This is a genomic window from Pseudoalteromonas sp. APM04, from assembly GCF_022809815.1.
GTDB classification, from domain to species: Bacteria; Pseudomonadota; Gammaproteobacteria; order Enterobacterales; family Alteromonadaceae; genus Pseudoalteromonas; species Pseudoalteromonas marina.
In genome coordinates, this window is the sequence record NZ_CP094441.1 from 3,167,734 (window position 1) to 3,184,852 (window position 17,119).

The 17,119-nt window shown below is 42.7% G+C and carries 15 protein-coding genes and 1 tRNA gene; 6 read left to right on the forward strand and 10 right to left on the reverse strand.

The genetic code is table 11. The features are described from left to right. Positions 1-66 precede the first annotated feature (66 nt). The 10 genes from rpoB to deoC form a co-directional block, all read right to left on the reverse strand. Positions 67-4,092, reverse strand: coding sequence for a DNA-directed RNA polymerase subunit beta (gene rpoB, locus MTP24_RS14625; RefSeq protein ID WP_006791260.1), 4,026 nt, complete (start codon positions 4,090-4,092; stop codon positions 67-69). 270 nt (positions 4,093-4,362) lie between these two features. Further along, positions 4,363-4,725, reverse strand: a complete 363-nt coding sequence (gene rplL, locus MTP24_RS14630) for a 50S ribosomal protein L7/L12 (RefSeq protein ID WP_006791261.1) — start codon at positions 4,723-4,725, stop codon at positions 4,363-4,365. Between the two features lie 73 nt (positions 4,726-4,798). Next, positions 4,799-5,293 carry a 50S ribosomal protein L10 gene (rplJ, locus tag MTP24_RS14635; protein WP_006791262.1) on the reverse strand — a complete coding sequence of 165 codons (495 nt, stop codon included), beginning with the start codon at positions 5,291-5,293 and terminating at the stop codon, positions 4,799-4,801. Positions 5,294-5,613: 320 nt separating this feature from the next. Further along, positions 5,614-6,318, reverse strand: a complete 705-nt coding sequence (gene rplA, locus MTP24_RS14640; RefSeq protein WP_006791263.1) for a 50S ribosomal protein L1 — start codon at positions 6,316-6,318, stop codon at positions 5,614-5,616. 3 nt (positions 6,319-6,321) lie between these two features. Further along, positions 6,322-6,750 carry a 50S ribosomal protein L11 gene (gene rplK, locus MTP24_RS14645; protein ID WP_002958879.1) on the reverse strand — a complete coding sequence of 143 codons (429 nt, stop codon included), beginning with the start codon at positions 6,748-6,750 and terminating at the stop codon, positions 6,322-6,324. Positions 6,751-6,964: 214 nt separating this feature from the next. Further along, on the reverse strand, positions 6,965-7,522 hold the full coding sequence (gene nusG, locus MTP24_RS14650; RefSeq protein ID WP_006791264.1) for a transcription termination/antitermination protein NusG: 558 nt from the start codon (positions 7,520-7,522) through the stop codon (positions 6,965-6,967). A gap of 4 nt (positions 7,523-7,526) precedes the next feature. Then, the gene (gene secE, locus MTP24_RS14655) at positions 7,527-7,904 is read right to left on the reverse strand and encodes a preprotein translocase subunit SecE (RefSeq protein WP_006791265.1); all 378 of its coding nucleotides are present in this window, start codon (positions 7,902-7,904) and stop codon (positions 7,527-7,529) included. A 132-nt stretch (positions 7,905-8,036) separates the two neighbouring features. Then, positions 8,037-8,113: transfer RNA gene (locus MTP24_RS14660), tRNA-Trp, on the reverse strand. A gap of 106 nt (positions 8,114-8,219) precedes the next feature. Continuing rightward, a complete protein-coding gene (locus tag MTP24_RS14665) occupies positions 8,220-9,068 on the reverse strand; it encodes an SPFH domain-containing protein (RefSeq protein ID WP_243531904.1) in 849 nt (282 codons plus the stop codon). Between the two features lie 10 nt (positions 9,069-9,078). Further along, a complete protein-coding gene (gene deoC / locus MTP24_RS14670; RefSeq protein ID WP_243531907.1) occupies positions 9,079-9,819 on the reverse strand; it encodes a deoxyribose-phosphate aldolase in 741 nt (246 codons plus the stop codon). A 277-nt stretch (positions 9,820-10,096) separates the two neighbouring features. Between deoC and cysG the strand changes: the two genes are divergently transcribed. The 6 genes from cysG to cysQ are packed head-to-tail and all read left to right on the forward strand — an operon-like array spanning position 10,097 to position 17,058. Continuing rightward, the gene (cysG, locus tag MTP24_RS14675; RefSeq protein WP_138740756.1) at positions 10,097-11,521 is read left to right on the forward strand and encodes a siroheme synthase CysG; all 1,425 of its coding nucleotides are present in this window, start codon (positions 10,097-10,099) and stop codon (positions 11,519-11,521) included. Between the two features lie 51 nt (positions 11,522-11,572). Continuing rightward, entirely contained in the window at positions 11,573-12,472 is a 900-nt protein-coding gene (gene cysD, locus MTP24_RS14680; protein ID WP_006791269.1) for a sulfate adenylyltransferase subunit CysD, read from the forward strand. Beyond that, positions 12,472-13,896 carry a sulfate adenylyltransferase subunit CysN gene (gene cysN, locus MTP24_RS14685; protein WP_138740755.1) on the forward strand — a complete coding sequence of 475 codons (1,425 nt, stop codon included), beginning with the start codon at positions 12,472-12,474 and terminating at the stop codon, positions 13,894-13,896. The genes cysD and cysN overlap by 1 nt, the downstream gene beginning before the upstream one ends. 31 nt (positions 13,897-13,927) lie before the next feature. Continuing rightward, the gene (locus MTP24_RS14690) at positions 13,928-15,652 is read left to right on the forward strand and encodes an SLC13 family permease (RefSeq protein WP_008127183.1); all 1,725 of its coding nucleotides are present in this window, start codon (positions 13,928-13,930) and stop codon (positions 15,650-15,652) included. A 33-nt stretch (positions 15,653-15,685) separates the two neighbouring features. Next, positions 15,686-16,282 carry an adenylyl-sulfate kinase gene (gene cysC / locus MTP24_RS14695; RefSeq protein WP_008127182.1) on the forward strand — a complete coding sequence of 199 codons (597 nt, stop codon included), beginning with the start codon at positions 15,686-15,688 and terminating at the stop codon, positions 16,280-16,282. Positions 16,283-16,287: 5 nt separating this feature from the next. Then, positions 16,288-17,058, forward strand: coding sequence for a 3'(2'),5'-bisphosphate nucleotidase CysQ (gene cysQ, locus MTP24_RS14700; RefSeq protein ID WP_243531909.1), 771 nt, complete (start codon positions 16,288-16,290; stop codon positions 17,056-17,058). Positions 17,059-17,119 lie beyond the last annotated feature (61 nt).

Below are 17,119 nucleotides of genomic sequence, written 5' to 3' on the forward strand. Positions count from 1 at the left end.
ATCTCGTCCCTACATTCTATTCAGCCGTAACAGATGCTGCAGCGTCAACTGCAGCATCTAATTGGCTTAATTTTCTTCCAACTCGATGTTGATACCCAGTGAGCGGATTTCTTTCAACAATACGTTGAACGATTCTGGCATACCTGGTTCCATCTTGTGGTTACCATCAACGATGTTTTTATACATCTTAGTACGACCATTCACGTCATCCGATTTCACTGTAAGCATTTCTTGTAGAGTGTAAGCAGCACCGTAAGCTTCTAGTGCCCATACTTCCATCTCACCAAAACGCTGGCCACCGAACTGTGCTTTACCACCCAGCGGCTGCTGAGTAACAAGGCTGTAAGAACCAGTAGAACGTGCGTGCATCTTATCATCAACCAAGTGGTTAAGTTTAAGCATGTACATGTAACCAACAGTTACTTGACGTTCAAACTGATCGCCAGTACGGCCATCATAAAGTGTAACCTGACCACTTCTAGGGTATCCACCAAGCTCTAGCATGTCTTTGATTTCGTCTTCTTTAGCGCCATCAAATGCAGGAGTAGCGATTGGTAAACCACCTTTTAAGTTTTCAGCTAGGCGACGAATTTCGTCATCAGAGAAACTTGCAATGTCTACAACTTGGCGAGATTCACCAATTTCGTAAGCTTGCTTGATGAATTCACGTAGCTCATGAAGCTCACGTTGCTCTTTCATCATTTCTTCTAAACGTTCACCGATACCACGTGCAGCAAGACCCATATGTGTTTCAAGGATCTGACCGATGTTCATACGCGATGGTACACCTAGTGGATTTAGTACGATATCTACCGTACGACCTTTATCATCGTATGGCATATCTTCTACTGGTACGATAGTCGAGATAACACCTTTGTTACCGTGACGACCCGCCATTTTATCACCCGGTTGGATACGACGTTTAACAGCTAGGTATACTTTAACAATTTTAAGTACGCCTGGTGCTAAGTCATCACCTTGAGTAATTTTACGACGTTTGTTTTCAAACTTCTTATCGTATTCAGCTTTAAGTTCATCGTACTGTGCAGCTAGTTGCTCAAGTTCAGCTTGCTTATCTTCTTCAGCAAGGCTTTGAGTTAATAGTTTTTCAGCATTTAATGACACTAAGTTGTTTTCATCAAAGCCTGCAGCTACAAGTAGCTTACGAGCGCGTTCTAAAACGCCAGCTTCAAGAATACGGAACTCTTCGTTGAAGTCTTTCTTCGCTTCGCGAAGCTGCATGTCTTCAACCTCTAACGCACGCTTATCTTTTTCAACGCCATCACGGGTGAAAACTTGCACGTCAATTACTGTACCAGTTACAGAGTTTGGTACACGTAAAGAGCTGTCTTTAACGTCAGATGCTTTTTCGCCGAAGATAGCACGCAGTAGCTTCTCTTCAGGTGTAAGCTGTGTTTCGCCTTTCGGAGTCACTTTACCTACTAGAATATCGCCGCCTTTAACTTCAGCACCAATATAAACAACGCCTGATTCATCAAGCTTGCCTAGTGCAGACTCACCCACGTTAGGGATATCTGCAGTGATCTCTTCTGGACCTAATTTAGTGTCACGGGCAACACACTGTAGTTCTTGAATGTGGATAGTCGTTAAACGATCTTCTTCAACTACGCGCTCTGATAGTAAGATTGAATCCTCGAAGTTATAACCGTTCCATGGCATGAATGCCACGCGAAGGTTTTGACCAAGGGCTAAGTCACCTAAGTCAGTCGAAGGACCATCTGCTAACACGTCACCACGAGTAACCGGTTCACCAACCATGCACGTTGGTTTTTGGTTAATACATGTATTTTGGTTAGAACGTGTGTACTTGGTTAAGTTGTATATGTCGATACCCGCTTCACCAGGGATGCGTTCTTCTTCATGTACGTTTACAACGATGCGACTTGCGTCGGCATACATTACTTCACCACCACGTTTTGCAACAATCGTTACACCAGAATCTTTCGCTAGTGTTAACTCAATACCTGTACCTACTAACGGCTTATCCGCTTTCAATGTTGGTACTGCTTGACGTTGCATGTTTGAACCCATCAATGCGCGGTTAGCATCATCGTGTTCTAGGAACGGGATAAGTGCTGCTGCTACAGAGATCACCTGTTGTGGTGATACATCCATATATTGCTGGTCCATGCGGCCCATAAAGGTTGATTCACCTTTGTGACGACATGGAATAAGTTCATCTACAAACTCATTGGTTTCAGTTAAGTTTGAGTTTGCCTGTGCGATAACAAACTGACCTTCTTCAATGGCTGATAAGTAATCAACTTCATCAGTTACTACACCGTCTACCACTTTGCGGTAAGGTGTTTCTAAGAAACCGTAGTCATTTGTACGTGCGTACGTAGACAATGAGTTAATTAGACCGATGTTTGGACCCTCAGGAGTCTCGATTGGACATACGCGACCGTAGTGAGTTACGTGAACGTCACGTACTTCAAAGCCAGCGCGCTCACGTGTTAGACCGCCCGGACCTAATGCAGAAATACGACGCTTATGCGTTACTTCTGATAGCGGGTTATTTTGGTCCATAAACTGTGATAACTGAGACGAGCCGAAGAACTCTTTAACCGCTGCCGAAATAGGCTTAGCGTTAATAAGATCTTGTGGCATTATCGCGTCAAGGTCACCTAAGCTTAAACGCTCACGTACAGCACGTTCTACACGTACTAGACCAACACGGAATTGGTTCTCAGCCATTTCGCCAACACTACGTATACGACGGTTGCCTAAGTGGTCGATATCATCAACATCGCCTTGACCGTTACGAATAGCAATTAATACTTTCATAACAGACACGATGTCTTCTTTGCTTAATGTGCCTGGGCCTGTGTCAGAATCGTAACCAACACGGCTATTAAACTTCATACGACCAACAGTTGATAGGTCGTAACGTTCTTCAGAGAAGAACAAGTTTTGGAATAAGGCTTCAGCCGCGTCTTTCGTCGGTGGCTCGCCTGGGCGCATCATGCGATAAATTTCTACTAGTGCTTCTAAACGGTTGCTTGAAGAGTCAATGTTCAATGTATTTGACATGTAAGCACCGCTGTCCACTTCATTGATGTACAACGTATCAATGGTAGTGTGACCGGCTTTAACTAATTCAGCCATAAGCTCAAGAGTTAATTCATCATTCGCATTTGCAATAACTTCACCCGTTGATTCATCAACGTAGTTTTTAGAAATAATACGGCCAATGATGTACTCATGAGGTACTTCTAACTGAGTAATGCCTTTTTTCTCGATACTCTTGATGTGACGAGCCGTAACACGACGACCGCTTTCAACAAGTACTTCACCGTCTTCGCCTTTGATATCAAAAGCGGCAGTTTCACCACGTAAACGTGAAGGTACAAGTTCCATTAGAACTTTACCGTCAGCTACTTCAAACGCAGTAGTATCGAAGAAGATATCTAGGATTTCTTCACTAGAGTACTCAAGTGCACGTAAGATGATAGACGCCGGTAATTTACGACGGCGGTCAATACGTACATATAAGTTATCTTTTGCATCAAATTCGAAGTCTAACCATGAACCACGGTAAGGAATAACGCGTGCGTTATATAATACTTTACCTGATGAATGAGTTTTACCGCGGTCGTTATCAAAGAATACACCAGGGCTACGGTGTAGCTGAGAAACGATAACACGCTCTGTACCATTGATTACAAAGGTACCGGTATCGGTCATGAGCGGAATTTCGCCCATGTAAACTTCTTGCTCTTTAATGTCTTTAACTGTGCCTGGAGCTTCTTTGTCCATAACAACAAGACGCAGTTTCACGCGAAGTGGAGCAGAATAAGTCACACCGCGAATTTGACATTCTTTTACATCGAAAACTGGCTCACCAATACGGTAACTTACGTATTGAAGCTCAGAATTTCCCGAGTAGCTTTTTATAGGGAACACAGAACGGAAGGCAGCTTCCAAACCATGATCGCCATCAGCGTCCGGCACTAAGAATTTTTTAAACGATTCTAACTGTGTAGACAGTAAAAAAGGTATATCCAAAACTTGTGGACGTTTACCAAAATCCTTACGGATACGTTTCTTTTCAGAATAAGAGTAAGCCATGGGGTTCCTCAGCTTGCTGATCTTTGACCCGACCTGTTCTTGTAAGAACAGACTTAACTGGCAGCTATGCCAAGATTTACAACATTTTATTGTTGTTCTAATTAAATCCCTTTTCAACACTAGCAAACTATAAAGCGTTGAAAGTAAAGAAATAATTAGATTTTATTTGCGCTATAAGAGTGCATCACTCCATAGCGCAAAAAGGCCGGTGATTAAATAATCACCAGCCCTTGCCTGATTTCTCAGGCAGCGAACTTAGCGTAAGCTAAATTACTTAACCTCAACTTCAGCACCAGCTTCAGTAAGATCTTTTGCAAGTGCTTCAGCTTCTTCTTTAGATACACCTTCTTTAACAGGTGTAGGAGCAGCTTCAACAAGAGCTTTAGCTTCTTTAAGGCCAAGGCCTGTAGCGCTACGAACAGCTTTGATTGCAGCAACCTTGTTAGCGCCAGCGCCAGTAAGGATTACGTCAAATTCTGTTTTCTCTTCAGCAGCTTCAGCAGCTGGACCAGCTACCATAGCAGCTGCAGCAGTTACGCCGAATTTTTCTTCCATTGCTTCAACAAGAGCAACAACGTCCATTACTGACATTTCAGCAATTGCGTCAAGGATTTGGTCTTTAGATACAGACATTACAAATTTCCTAATAATTAACGGACTCTAGGTCCAAATAAATTTTACACCGAAAGGATTAAACAACTTAAAATTAAGCAGCTTGCTCTTCTTTCTGTACACGTACTGCTTCAATTGTTTTACACAATTTGCCAGCAGACGCTTCTTTCATAGCACTCATTAAGCGTGCAACAGCTTCGTCGTATGTAGGTAGAGTTGCAAGCATAGCTGCATCTACTACGTTACCTTCAAAAGCGGCCGTTTTAACTTCGAATTTCTCATTCTTTTTCGCGAAATCTGAAAAGATACGCGCAGCAGCACCTGGGTGCTCTGATGAGAAAGCGATTAAGCTTGGACCAACAAATGAATCAGAAAGACACTCAAAATCTGTTCCTTCAAGAGCACGTTTTGCTAAAGTGTTACGAACAACTTTCATCCATACACCAGCTTCACGAGCTTCTTTACGAAGGGCAGTGATTGCGCCAACTGTTACACCACGAGAATCTGCAACAACTGCAGATAGAGCACCATTGGCTGCTTCGTTGACTTCAGCAACTATTGCTTTTTTGCCTTGAAGATTTAAAGCCATGGGTGTTACTCCTGGTTTAATGGGGTTACCGACAATCGGTTTCCCCTGTTCTACTCTTCCCTACCAAAAAGGTAGAGATGCTTTTTACGGCGAGAGCCAGAAGGATTAGGAAAAATCTATCTGGGGTCTACACCGTCTACGTAGGTAAAATTAAGGCCAAAGCCGCCTACGGTCTTGGACGGAAGCCCAATTTATCGCTTTGCCAGAGGCGCACCGAAATTATGGACTTCAACCCGAATTCTTTATTTTGCTAATTAATAAATTAATCAACAAAATGGCGCGAAATTATAGTACAAATTTCGTGCCATGTAAACACTAAATTAAGCAACTACTGTGTTTAAAGTAGCTTGGTCAACAGAAACACCTGCGCCCATTGTTGTAGAGATAGTTACTTTTTTCAAGTAAACACCTTTAGCTTGAGAAGGTTTAGCCTTCTTAAGTGCAACAATTAGAGCTTCAAGGTTTTGTTGAAGTTGCTCAGCTGTGAAATCAACCTTACCAATAGTAGTATGGATGATGCCGTTTTTGTCATTGCGGTAACGCACTTGACCAGCTTTAGCATTTTTAACTGCTTCTGCAACGTTAGGTGTTACAGTACCAGTTTTAGGGTTTGGCATTAGACCACGTGGACCTAAGATTTGACCTAGTTGACCAACAACACGCATAGCGTCTGGAGATGCAACAACAACGTCAAAATCCATCTCGCCTTTTTTAACTAGCTCAGCAAGATCTTCCATACCTACTAATTCAGCACCGGCTTCTTTCGCAGCTTCTGCGTTAGCGCCTTGTGTGAATACTGCAACGCGAACGTCACGACCAGTACCGTTAGGTAGTACAGTTGCACCACGAACGTTTTGGTCAGATTTACGAGCATCGATACCAAGGTTAACAGCAACGTCAACACTTTCTACGAATTTAGCTGTCGCTAACTCTTTTAAAAGAGCAACTGCTTCATTGATTTCGTAATCTTTAGTTACTTCCACTTTTTCGCGGATAGTACGCATACGTTTAGTTAATTTAGCCATTTCTTAGTCCTCTACGTTCAAGCCCATCGCACGCGCAGAACCTGCGATAGTGCGAACCGCTGCGTCCATATCGGCAGCTGTAAGGTCAGTTCGTTTTGTCTCAACAATCTCTTCAAGTTGAGCACGAGTTACTGTACCTACTTTGTCAGTGTTAGGACGGCCTGAGCCTGACTTGATACCAGCAGCTTTCTTAAGTAAGTAAGCAGCAGGTGGCGTTTTCATGTCGAACGTAAATGAACGGTCACCGTAAACAGAGATCACTACAGGAACTGGAGCGCCTTTTTCGATAGACTCTGTACGTGCGTTAAACGCTTTACAGAATTCCATGATGTTTACACCGTGTTGACCTAGTGCAGGACCTACTGGAGGACTAGGATTAGCCATACCAGCGGCAACTTGTAGCTTGATTAGAGCTTCAACTTTTTTAGCCATTATAAATACCTCATTTGGTGGGTCTTAGCCTTGTGCGCGCGAGGACGCGTACTCTAACGGCTTCCCAGTTTAAAAATTGGTTTCGTACTTTTTGTACTGTAAAAATAAATTTTTACCTTTGTACAAAAAGGCCGCTGATTATAAGATAATCAGCGGCCTTTTTCAAGCTTCGTGCCAAAATTTAAAATTTCAGCAGTGAAGCTTTTTTAATCAATTACTTATCTTGCTCAACTTGACCAAATTCAAGCTCAACTGGCGTAGAACGACCAAAAATAAGTACAGATACTTTTACGCGGCTTTTTTCGTAGTCAACTTCTTCAACTACACCACTGAAGTCTGCAAATGGACCGTCAGTTACGCGCACTACTTCACCTGGTTCGAATAATGTAGCAGGCTTAGGTGCTTCAGCATTTTCTTGTAGACGGTTAAGAATACGATCAGCTTCTTTAGAGCTAATTGGCGCTGGACGGTCAGATGTACCGCCAATGAAGCCCATTACACGCTCTGTGCTATTTACTAAGTGCCAGCTAGCGTCATTCATATCCATTTGTACTAGTACGTAGCCTGGAAAGAATTTACGCTCAGATTTACGCTTTTGACCTGCGCGCATCTCAACCACTTCTTCAGTTGGTACTAATATTTCACCAAAGCTCTCTTCAAGACCTTCGATTTTAATGTGTTCAGTTAACGTTTGAGCTACACGCTTTTCATAACCAGAAAATGCTTGTACTACGTACCAACGTAATTTAATTTCTTTGTTCTCATCCGACATGGGATCAGATCTCCAATCCAGTTAAAAAGCCAACAGCGCGGAATAAAATGCCATCTAATCCCCAAAGGATAAGTGCCATAATCACGGTTGCAACCATTACAATTAATGTCGTGTGGGTAGTTTCTTGACGCGTAGGCCAAATAACTTTGCGTACTTCAATTCGCGCTTCTTTAGCGAAAGCAAGAAAGGTACGTCCCTTAAAAGTTTGTGAGGCAATGGCTAATCCGGCCGCTATTGCAACAACAACGCCGATAGCACGTAGTAATACAGACTGATCTGCATACATATGGTTACCAACAACTGCGCCTGCAAGTAGCGCGATTGCTACTAACCACTTCACTGACTCCATCCCGCTTGATGGTGTTTCTACATTCGTGCTCATAATATTATTACCTTAACTACAGACACAACAACCCTACACGCCGGCAGGGTTAATCCATTAAAATCTAAACTTAAAAACAGACTTATTTAAACCGATTTTTAACCCCAGACTTACTCATATTAATGAGTAAATTGGCAGGGGCGGAGAGATTCGAACTCCCAACCGTCGGTTTTGGAGACCGCTGTTCTACCAATTGGAACTACGCCCCTGCAAAGTGGATGCCTATTATACTTACGCAAATCATTTACACAAGCCTAAAAGATACCCGTAATGCAAAATCTCTATAAACAATTAAGTACTTAATATTAAAAAGGCTTAATTCGCCCCTTTAACAAGTGGCACGCCATTATTACCCACAGGAATATAAACCGTTGTATGGTTTGGCGACTCGGCCATTTTTATTTGCGCATTTATGGCTTCATGTTGTAAATAATTAGCTGTAAGCGTGGCGTTAATAATTTTTTGTGCCTGCGCTATGCCTTTTGCTTCTTCAACACGTATTTCTGCATCTTTACGCGCAATTTCTTTTTGTGTTTCTTTTTCAGCAAGTAACTGCTGCGCAGCTAGTTTTTTCTCTACCGCATTAGCAACAATATCGGGGTAGTTAATATTACCTACAACCACATTGGCAAGCTCAAAGGGGGTGGTTGATAAATAATTTTGTAAACGCAGTGTGACCTCTTGGGCTATTTTTTCGCGGTTTGTTTTAAGTTCACCACTGTCGTATTTCTGCACAGTATCTCTTACGTAAGTTCTGAACGTTTCACGCACAAAACGTTTGTACCAGTTCTCTGCTCCGTATTGTTCAACAACGGTTTGCACTGAACCACTTTGAATGGCAATCACAGCATGAAAATCAAATTTTATGTTTAAATCATCATTAGCTAATATTCTAAATGTTTCGGTATACGTATTAGGCCGCATATCTATGTTTACCACTTCATTACGCAGTAATGACATACCATAATTAGCAGGCCCTATCATGGTGCCTTGGTAACCACCTTCACCAAATACTCGTGGTTTTTCGTAAACATAGCCCTCTTCACCCGCTGGCGTACTTGGGTTAGTGCATGCGGTTAATCCAAACCCAATTACGCCAACAACAAAAGCACCTTTAACTAAATTATTAACCAAACTTTGCATCCCTGAATTTCTTGCTCTCATTATTTGTCCTTTATTTCTCTAATACTTTATATACATCGCTTAATAGGCTTGAAGCACCAAACCTAAATGTGGTGGCTTGAAGGTAGTCATCGCTCATTATTGAACGGGCTAGTGCTAAATATTCACTGGCATCAGCCACCGTTTTAACACCGCCGGCAGCTTTAAAACCAACACGTTTACCTGAATTTTTAATGGTCGTTAACATTACCTTAGTTGACTCAAGCGTCGCATTTATAGCGACTTTGCCTGTACTCGTTTTTACAAAATCAGCGCCGCCTTTGATAGCCAGTTCGGTCGCTTGAGCAATCAACGACTCTGTTTTTAGCTCGCCGCTTTCTATAATTACTTTTAGCTGAGCTTTAGTGCCGCACGCTTTTTTACTTTCACTTACGTACTTAAGCGTGGCTTGCGTATCCCCTGCCGTTAATTTTTTATAGGGGATAACAAGGTCGATTTCATCTGCACCACGTTCAATAGCTATGAGAGTTTCGTTTATTACATCGCTTAACGGGGCATCACCCGTTGGGAAGTTAGTCACCGTTGCTACTTTAACGTGGCTAAGCTCTCGTGCAGCAAGCGCTATTTTTGCATCGTCTACAAAATCACTATACACACACACCGCAGCTGGCGTGCCTAGTGCAGGCCTAATACTATTGATCAGAGCTTTAATGTCTTTTGTAGTGTCGCTTGTGTTTAAGCTAGTTAAATCCATAAGCTCTACTGCGAGTAATGCGTCTTGTTGTTTTGTCATACGGACTCCCTTGCCCTGCTTGGGTAAAATTAATATGCCTCATATTAACAAATTAAAAAAAACTCGCTATAGCTCATAACCAAACACTCTAAGCTTATTATTTTACTTGTAACTAGTCGCAATCCCTTGTTAACTCAGTCTTAGGCTTAAAACCGCTACCCAATATAACTTTTGGTTATATCAACTTGGTTTTAATTATTTTTTACTTACACATAGCCGCTATATTCTGCGCAACAGATTAAAGCGTTCTATAAAATTGTTTAGAGGTGTTACCAACGTGCAATATTTACCTATCTTTACCAAACTCGACAACAAACCTGTATTGGTTGTTGGCGGTGGAGAGGTCGCATTACGTAAGTGTCGCGCGTTTTTAAAAGCCCGTGCTGCAGTAACCTTAGTGGCGCCTTGGTTTTGTGACGAATTGAAAGAACACGCACAACACAACGAAGTGACCCTAATAGACGCTTACTTTGACGAATCACACCTAGACGGAAAAATGCTAGTTATTGCAGCAACCGATCGAGACGAAGTTAACAACACGGTGTTTGAGCTTGCCAATGCTCGCAATGTGTTTGTAAACGTGGTTGATGACCAACCTAAATGTACGTTTATATTTCCTTCTATTGTTGACCGTAACCCTATTACAATTGCTATTTCGAGTGCGGGAACAGCCCCTGTACTTGCTCGTCGTCTACGCGAAAAGTTAGAGACATTAATACCACAACACATTGGCCCACTTGCTACATTGGTGGGTGGCTTTAGAGATAAAGTAAAACAGCGCTTTAAGCACTTTTCTGATCGCCGCCAATTTTGGGAAGGCGTGTTCGACTCATCAGTTGTGAGTAAAGTACAAACCGGCGACACCCAAGGTGCTGAGCAACAACTTGAACAAATGCTAGACGCTAAAGCCGAGCCCGAGGGCGAAGTTTATGTGGTAGGGGCAGGCCCTGGCGACCCAGAACTTTTAACCCTTAAAGCACTGCAACTTATGCAACAGGCTGATGTCGTTGTTTACGACTTTTTAGTGTCTGACGAAATTATGGAGCTTGTTCGTCGTGATGCAGACCTAATTTGTGTTGGTAAACGCTTAGGCGACCATAGTGTTGTTCAAGAAGACACTAACCAAATGTTGGTTGACCTAGCTAAACAAGGTAAAAAAGTATGCCGAATTAAAGGAGGAGATCCCTTTATTTATGGCCGAGGCGGTGAAGAAGTACAAGTACTAGCTGCCAACAAGGTGAATTACCAAATAGTACCGGGTATTACAGCTGCAGCAGGGTGTAGTGCGTATGCAGGTATTCCGCTTACGCATCGCGATCATGCCCAAGCTATTCAGTTTGTAACAGGGCACTGTAAAAAAGACGGCCAAGAACTTGATTGGCAATCACTGGCTAAACCAAACCAAACACTTGCTATATACATGGGCGTAATTAAGTCACCACACATTCAAGCAGAACTATTACAGCATGGCCGCAAAGCCGACACGCCAGTTGCCGTGATCGAAAATGGCACGCGCAAAAATCAACGTGTAGTAACAGGCCAATTAGGTGAGCTTGCCAATTTAATTGAACGCAACAGGATTGTATCGCCAGCATTACTTATTATTGGTGAAGTAGCTGCCTTACACTCGCAGCTTGCGTGGTTTGGGCAAAACAACCAAACAAGTAGCTATGCGCAACCGTTAACCGATATAGCACATTAGTAACCAAATTTAATTTTATAACTTTTAATCATTTTAGTAGGACGACTAACAATGGCTTTAACTCATCTTCAGCAACTTGAAGCTGAAAGTATCAAAATCATGCGCGAAGTCGCCGCTGAGTTTGAGAACCCAGTAATGCTTTACTCAATTGGTAAAGACTCGTCGGTACTTCTGCACTTAGCGCGTAAAGCGTTTTACCCTGCAAAAATTCCGTTTCCGTTATTACACGTAGACACCGACTGGAAGTTTCGTGAAATGATTGAATTTCGCGACCGCATAGCAAAAGAGTACGACTTTGACCTACTGGTACACAAAAACCCAGAAGGCTTAGCAATGGGCGTTGGCCCCTTTACTCATGGCTCTGGTAAGCATACCGATATAATGAAAACCCAAGGGTTAAAGCAAGCTCTTAACAAATACGGTTTTGATGCAGCCTTTGGTGGCGCTCGCCGCGACGAAGAAAAATCACGTGCAAAAGAACGTGTGTACTCGTTCCGCGACAAGCACCATCGTTGGGATCCAAAAAACCAACGTCCAGAGCTTTGGAATACTTATAACAGTCAAGTAAACCCAGGCGAAAGCATTCGTGTATTCCCGTTATCTAACTGGACTGAGCTTGATATTTGGCAATACATTTATCAAGAAAACATCGAAATGGTTCCGCTTTACCTAGCTAAAGAGCGCCCTGTAGTTGAACGTGACGGCACCCTTATTATGGTTGATGACGAACGTATGCCACTTGAAGAAGGCGAAGTACCACAAATGAAATCGGTCCGTTTTCGTACATTAGGCTGTTACCCACTAACCGGCGCCGTTGAATCTACAGCCAGTACACTAACCGAAATTATTGAAGAAATGCTGTTATCTACGTCATCAGAACGCGAAGGCCGCGTTATTGACCATGACTCAGCAGGCTCAATGGAGAAGAAAAAACGTGAGGGGTATTTCTAATGTCTAGCCAAAATAACGATACATTTAACGAAGTAAAAGAAATAGGCATAGACGCCTACCTAGCACGCCAACAAGACAAAAGCTTATTGCGCATGCTTACCTGTGGCAGCGTAGATGATGGTAAATCAACACTGATTGGCCGCCTATTACACGACAGCCACCAAATTTATGAAGATCAGCTAGCAGCGCTTCACAAAGACAACGAAAAAGTAGGTAACGCAGGTGAAGATCTTGACCTTGCATTACTAGTAGATGGCCTACAAGCTGAACGCGAACAAGGCATTACCATTGACGTAGCATACCGATACTTTTCAACGGCTAAGCGTAAATTTATTATTGCCGACACACCAGGCCACGAGCAATATACACGCAACATGGTAACGGGTGCATCAACAAGCGATGTCGCCATTATTTTGGTTGATGCGCGTTACGGCGTGCAAGTACAAACTAAACGCCATAGCTTTATTTGTGACTCGCTAGGTATTAAACAGTTTGTTGTAGCCATTAATAAAATGGATATCGTTGATTTTGACGAAACCGTTTATGAAAAAATCAAAGCCGATTACCTTAAATTTGCTGAGCAACTAAATGTAACAAACATCAAGTTTGTGCCTATGTCGGCACTTAAAGGCGACAACGTAGTAACGCGCTCTGCACATACTCCGTATTACACCGACAAACCACTGCTTGAGCTATTAGAAGATTCGCCAGCGGCTGAAACCGATACCGGTTTTGAAGCACGTTTACCCGTGCAATATGTAATACGCCCTAACTTAAACTTTCGTGGTTTTCAGGGCACATTAGCATCGGGCAAGCTACAAGTAGGCGACGCTGTAAAAGTATTACCGTCGGGTAAAACATCAAGCATTAAAGAAATTGTCACTTTTAATGGCAACCTAGACACAGCAGAAGCAGGCCAAGCAATTACTATTACGCTAAACAGTGAAATAGACATTAGCCGCGGCGACGTAATCGTACCGGCAAGTTCAACTGCCGCTGTTACTAATCAGCTTCAGGCTAAAATTGTATGGATGCACGAATCGCCATTAGTGCTAGGTAAAAACTACAACCTAAAACTAGGCAGCAAAAACACATCGGCTGTGGTTAAAAAGATTGACCACACTATTGATGTAAACACGCTTGAACACGGCTCTGCCGATTCATTACAGCTAAACGAAATTGCTATTGTAACGCTTGAGCTAACCGAAACTATTTTGGCCGACGAGTACCACAATAACCACGAAACAGGCTCTTTCATTCTAATTGACCGTTTATCTAACTTAACGGTAGCAGCCGGTATGATTGAACACGTACTACAAAGCGAGAAAAGTAAAAGCGATTTCAGTGACTTTGAAGTTGAGTTTAATAGCTTAGTACGCAAGCACTTCCCGCATTGGCAAGCGCTTGATATTTCGAAACTGTAAGTTTATTAATGTCTGTTAGGAATAATAAAGCATGGTAGAGCAGCTAGTTTTAACAGGCATAATGCTTACCTTAGTCGGGTGCCTTTTTGGCACCCGCATTAATCCAGCATGGTTATTTGTAAGCGCTATTGGCACCAGCTACTTAGCCGGGCTAATTGACCTTGAAAACATGCTAGTTAACTACGCCAATCCGTCACTTATTACCTTAGTACTCCTCGTATTAGTGTCGATTGCAATCGAAAAAACCACGTTAATTCAAAAGCTATCCATGTCGTTATCTAAAGGTAGCTTAGTTAAGTCGGTAACAAAGCTGGGGATTTCTACTGCATTTTTATCGTCATTTACCAATAATACGGCGGTTGTTGCCTCACTCATTACCGCAATAAAAGATAACCCAAACCATTCACCCTCAAAGCTATTATTACCGCTGTCGTACACTGCTATTTTAGGTGGCACCATTACACTCATTGGTACTTCAACAAACCTCATTGTTAACGGCTTTGCGGTCGATGCAGGTATGCAGCCACTGGGCTTTTTCGACTTTACCTTAGTGGGTTTAGGCGCGCTTAGCGTTGGCCTTATTACTATTTTGGTAATGCTTAAATACTTGCCTGACAACGGCAAAAGCGATCAGGAAGTTGTTCCTTTTTACCTTGAAGGTAAAGTACAAACAGGCTCAAAATTAATAGGTCGCACAGTAGAAGAAAACGGCCTACGCGATTTAAAAGACTTGTTCCTAGCTGAAATAATTCGTAATAACGAACGCATATGCGCAGTAACGCCTCAGCAAATTATTCAACAAAACGACATTTTATTATTTGTAGGCGACATTAAATCAGTCCCTCTATTAACACGCTTTGATGGTTTAAAAGTAGTACACGATAACCACGAAAAAGACATAGAACACTTGGTTGAAGTGGTCGTAAGTCAGTCGTCTAAATTTATAGGCAAAACAGTAAAAGAAATACGCTTTCGCGAACAGTTTCACGCTGCTGTTATTGCTATTCGCCGTGGGCACGACCGCCTTCAAGGCGGCCTTGGCCAAGTACAATTACAAGCAGGCGATTCACTCATTTTGGCACCCGGCAAAAACTTTTACAGCCTACCTAATTTAAAGCGTGAGTTTGTATATATTTCAGGCCTTGATTTACAAACCCACCTTGCGCCCAAACAATCTAATATTGTATTACTCAGCTTTGCGGGTGTATTGGGTTTAAGTATTTTTGGGGTAGTGCCGTTAGTAAAAGGCTTATTGGTATTACTTATTGGCTTAATGCTCAGCGGCACCATAAAGCTAAACGAAATAAAACGCCGATTTCCGCTTGAGTTACTTGTTGTAGTAGGTAGCGCTATTGGGCTTGCAAAATTAATGATAGGCACGGGACTTGCTGGGCAAATATCGAGTGCGCTATTTATGGTACTTGGCGACTTTGGTCCTTACGGCGCATTTATAGCCATATTTTTAATGACCGTATTATTTACCGAACTTATTACAAATAATGCGGCAGCGGCACTTTCATTTCCGGTTGCTTACTCATTGGCTGTTGGCTTTAATGTAGACCCGCTACCCTTTATTATGGCGGTTGCTTTTGGCGCATCGGCAAGTTTTATATCGCCATTTGGGTATCAAACAAATTTAATGGTGTATAGCGCGGGTAATTATCGCTTAAAAGATTACATTGTTATGGGCTTGCCCCTTTCTATTATTTATTCAATCACGGTATTAACCCTGATCCCGCTGGTATTTCCTTTTTAATACTGGCGCAAACAGCATAAGAGACACATCACTATGGATGAAAATATAGTTTGGCATAACTACGCAACCACTAAAGCACAACGTAGCGAGCAAAAAAAACATAAGCCGGCTATTTTATGGTTTACCGGTTTTTCAGGCTCAGGTAAAAGCACCGTAGCCAACGCACTCGAAGCAGCGCTTAATCAGCAAGGCGTACACACTTACCTGCTCGATGGCGACAACGTACGCCACGGCTTATGTAAAGACCTAGGCTTTAGCGATGAAGACCGCATAGAAAACATTCGCCGTGTAGGCGAAACCGCAAAACTAATGACCGACGCAGGCTTGTTAGTACTTACTGCGTTTATATCGCCGTTTAGAGCTGAACGTGACATGGTGCGCAATTTAGTAGACGACGGAGAGTTTATTGAAGTATTTATAGATACTCCGCTTGATGTATGCGAAAGCCGCGATCCAAAAGGGCTATACAAAAAAGCACGCGCAGGAGAGATAAAACACTTTACTGGCATCGACTCAAACTACGAAGTACCCACAAAGCCTGAAATAATTTTAGATACAAGTAAAAACACCCTAGACCAATCGGTTGCCCAACTGATAACGTATCTAAAACAAACGCATATAATAGGTTAACCCCAATGAACCAAACCGAACTGCTAGAAGAAGCCCTCATCCTTGCCCGCACCGCAGGCAAAGCCATTATGGGGATTTACGAAAAGGACTTTAACGTTGAATACAAAGCCGATGAAAGCCCAGTAACCGACGCCGACTTAGCAGCTCATAAGGTCATTGTAGCGGGGCTTCTTCAGCTTACGCCCGACATCCCCATCCTTAGTGAAGAAAACGCCGACATAAGCTGGGCTATTCGCCAAACATGGAAAAGCTACTGGTTAGTCGATCCAATCGACGGTACCAAAGAGTTCATTAAAAAGAACGGCGAATTTACCGTAAACATTGCCCTAATAGAAAACGGAAAACCGGTACTCGCGGTTGTTGATGCCCCTGCACTTGGCGTATCGTACCTTGCAAGCGACGCCATTGGCGCGTTTAAAGACACGGGCGATGAGCGTATAGAACTTAAAGTAACTACCAAGCCTAACAAAGGGTTAATACGTGTTGTAGGCAGCCGCTCGCACCCATCACCCGATTTAGCCGAATTTGTAAAACGCTTTGACGACGTAGAAATGGTCTCAAAAGGCAGCTCACTAAAACTGTGTTTAGTGGCTGAGGGCAGCGCCGATATTTACCCGCGCTTAGGCCCAACTTGTGAATGGGATACCGGCGCAGGCCATGCAATCGCCGAAATAGCCGGTGCAAAAGTCACTAAACTTGATGGCAGCCCGCTTATTTATAACACCAAAGATGAGTACTTAAATCCGTATTTTATTGTAAGTGCGATAGAAGAATAAAAGTTAAGAGCTATCAGTTGTCAGCAAGATAAGTGATAGCTTTTACTATAAGAGTTACTCA

What these genes read in the sequence shown, in the direction of transcription:
- rpoB (WP_006791260.1), bottom strand. Translation starts at nt 4,092, where the DNA reads ATGGCTTACTCTTATTCTGAAAAGAAACGTATCCGTAAGGATTTTGGT.
- rplL (WP_006791261.1), bottom strand. Translation starts at nt 4,725, where the DNA reads ATGTCTGTATCTAAAGACCAAATCCTTGACGCAATTGCTGAAATGTCA.
- rplJ (WP_006791262.1), bottom strand. Translation starts at nt 5,293, where the DNA reads ATGGCTTTAAATCTTCAAGGCAAAAAAGCAATAGTTGCTGAAGTCAAC.
- rplA (WP_006791263.1), bottom strand. Translation starts at nt 6,318, where the DNA reads ATGGCTAAATTAACTAAACGTATGCGTACTATCCGCGAAAAAGTGGAA.
- rplK (WP_002958879.1), bottom strand. Translation starts at nt 6,750, where the DNA reads ATGGCTAAAAAAGTTGAAGCTCTAATCAAGCTACAAGTTGCCGCTGGT.
- nusG (WP_006791264.1), bottom strand. Translation starts at nt 7,522, where the DNA reads ATGTCGGATGAGAACAAAGAAATTAAATTACGTTGGTACGTAGTACAA.
- secE (WP_006791265.1), bottom strand. Translation starts at nt 7,904, where the DNA reads ATGAGCACGAATGTAGAAACACCATCAAGCGGGATGGAGTCAGTGAAG.
- MTP24_RS14665 (WP_243531904.1), bottom strand. Translation starts at nt 9,068, where the DNA reads ATGAGAGCAAGAAATTCAGGGATGCAAAGTTTGGTTAATAATTTAGTT.
- deoC (WP_243531907.1), bottom strand. Translation starts at nt 9,819, where the DNA reads ATGACAAAACAACAAGACGCATTACTCGCAGTAGAGCTTATGGATTTA.
- cysD (WP_006791269.1), top strand. Translation starts at nt 11,573, where the DNA reads ATGGCTTTAACTCATCTTCAGCAACTTGAAGCTGAAAGTATCAAAATC.
- cysN (WP_138740755.1), top strand. Translation starts at nt 12,472, where the DNA reads ATGTCTAGCCAAAATAACGATACATTTAACGAAGTAAAAGAAATAGGC.
- MTP24_RS14690 (WP_008127183.1), top strand. Translation starts at nt 13,928, where the DNA reads ATGGTAGAGCAGCTAGTTTTAACAGGCATAATGCTTACCTTAGTCGGG.
- cysC (WP_008127182.1), top strand. Translation starts at nt 15,686, where the DNA reads ATGGATGAAAATATAGTTTGGCATAACTACGCAACCACTAAAGCACAA.
- cysQ (WP_243531909.1), top strand. Translation starts at nt 16,288, where the DNA reads ATGAACCAAACCGAACTGCTAGAAGAAGCCCTCATCCTTGCCCGCACC.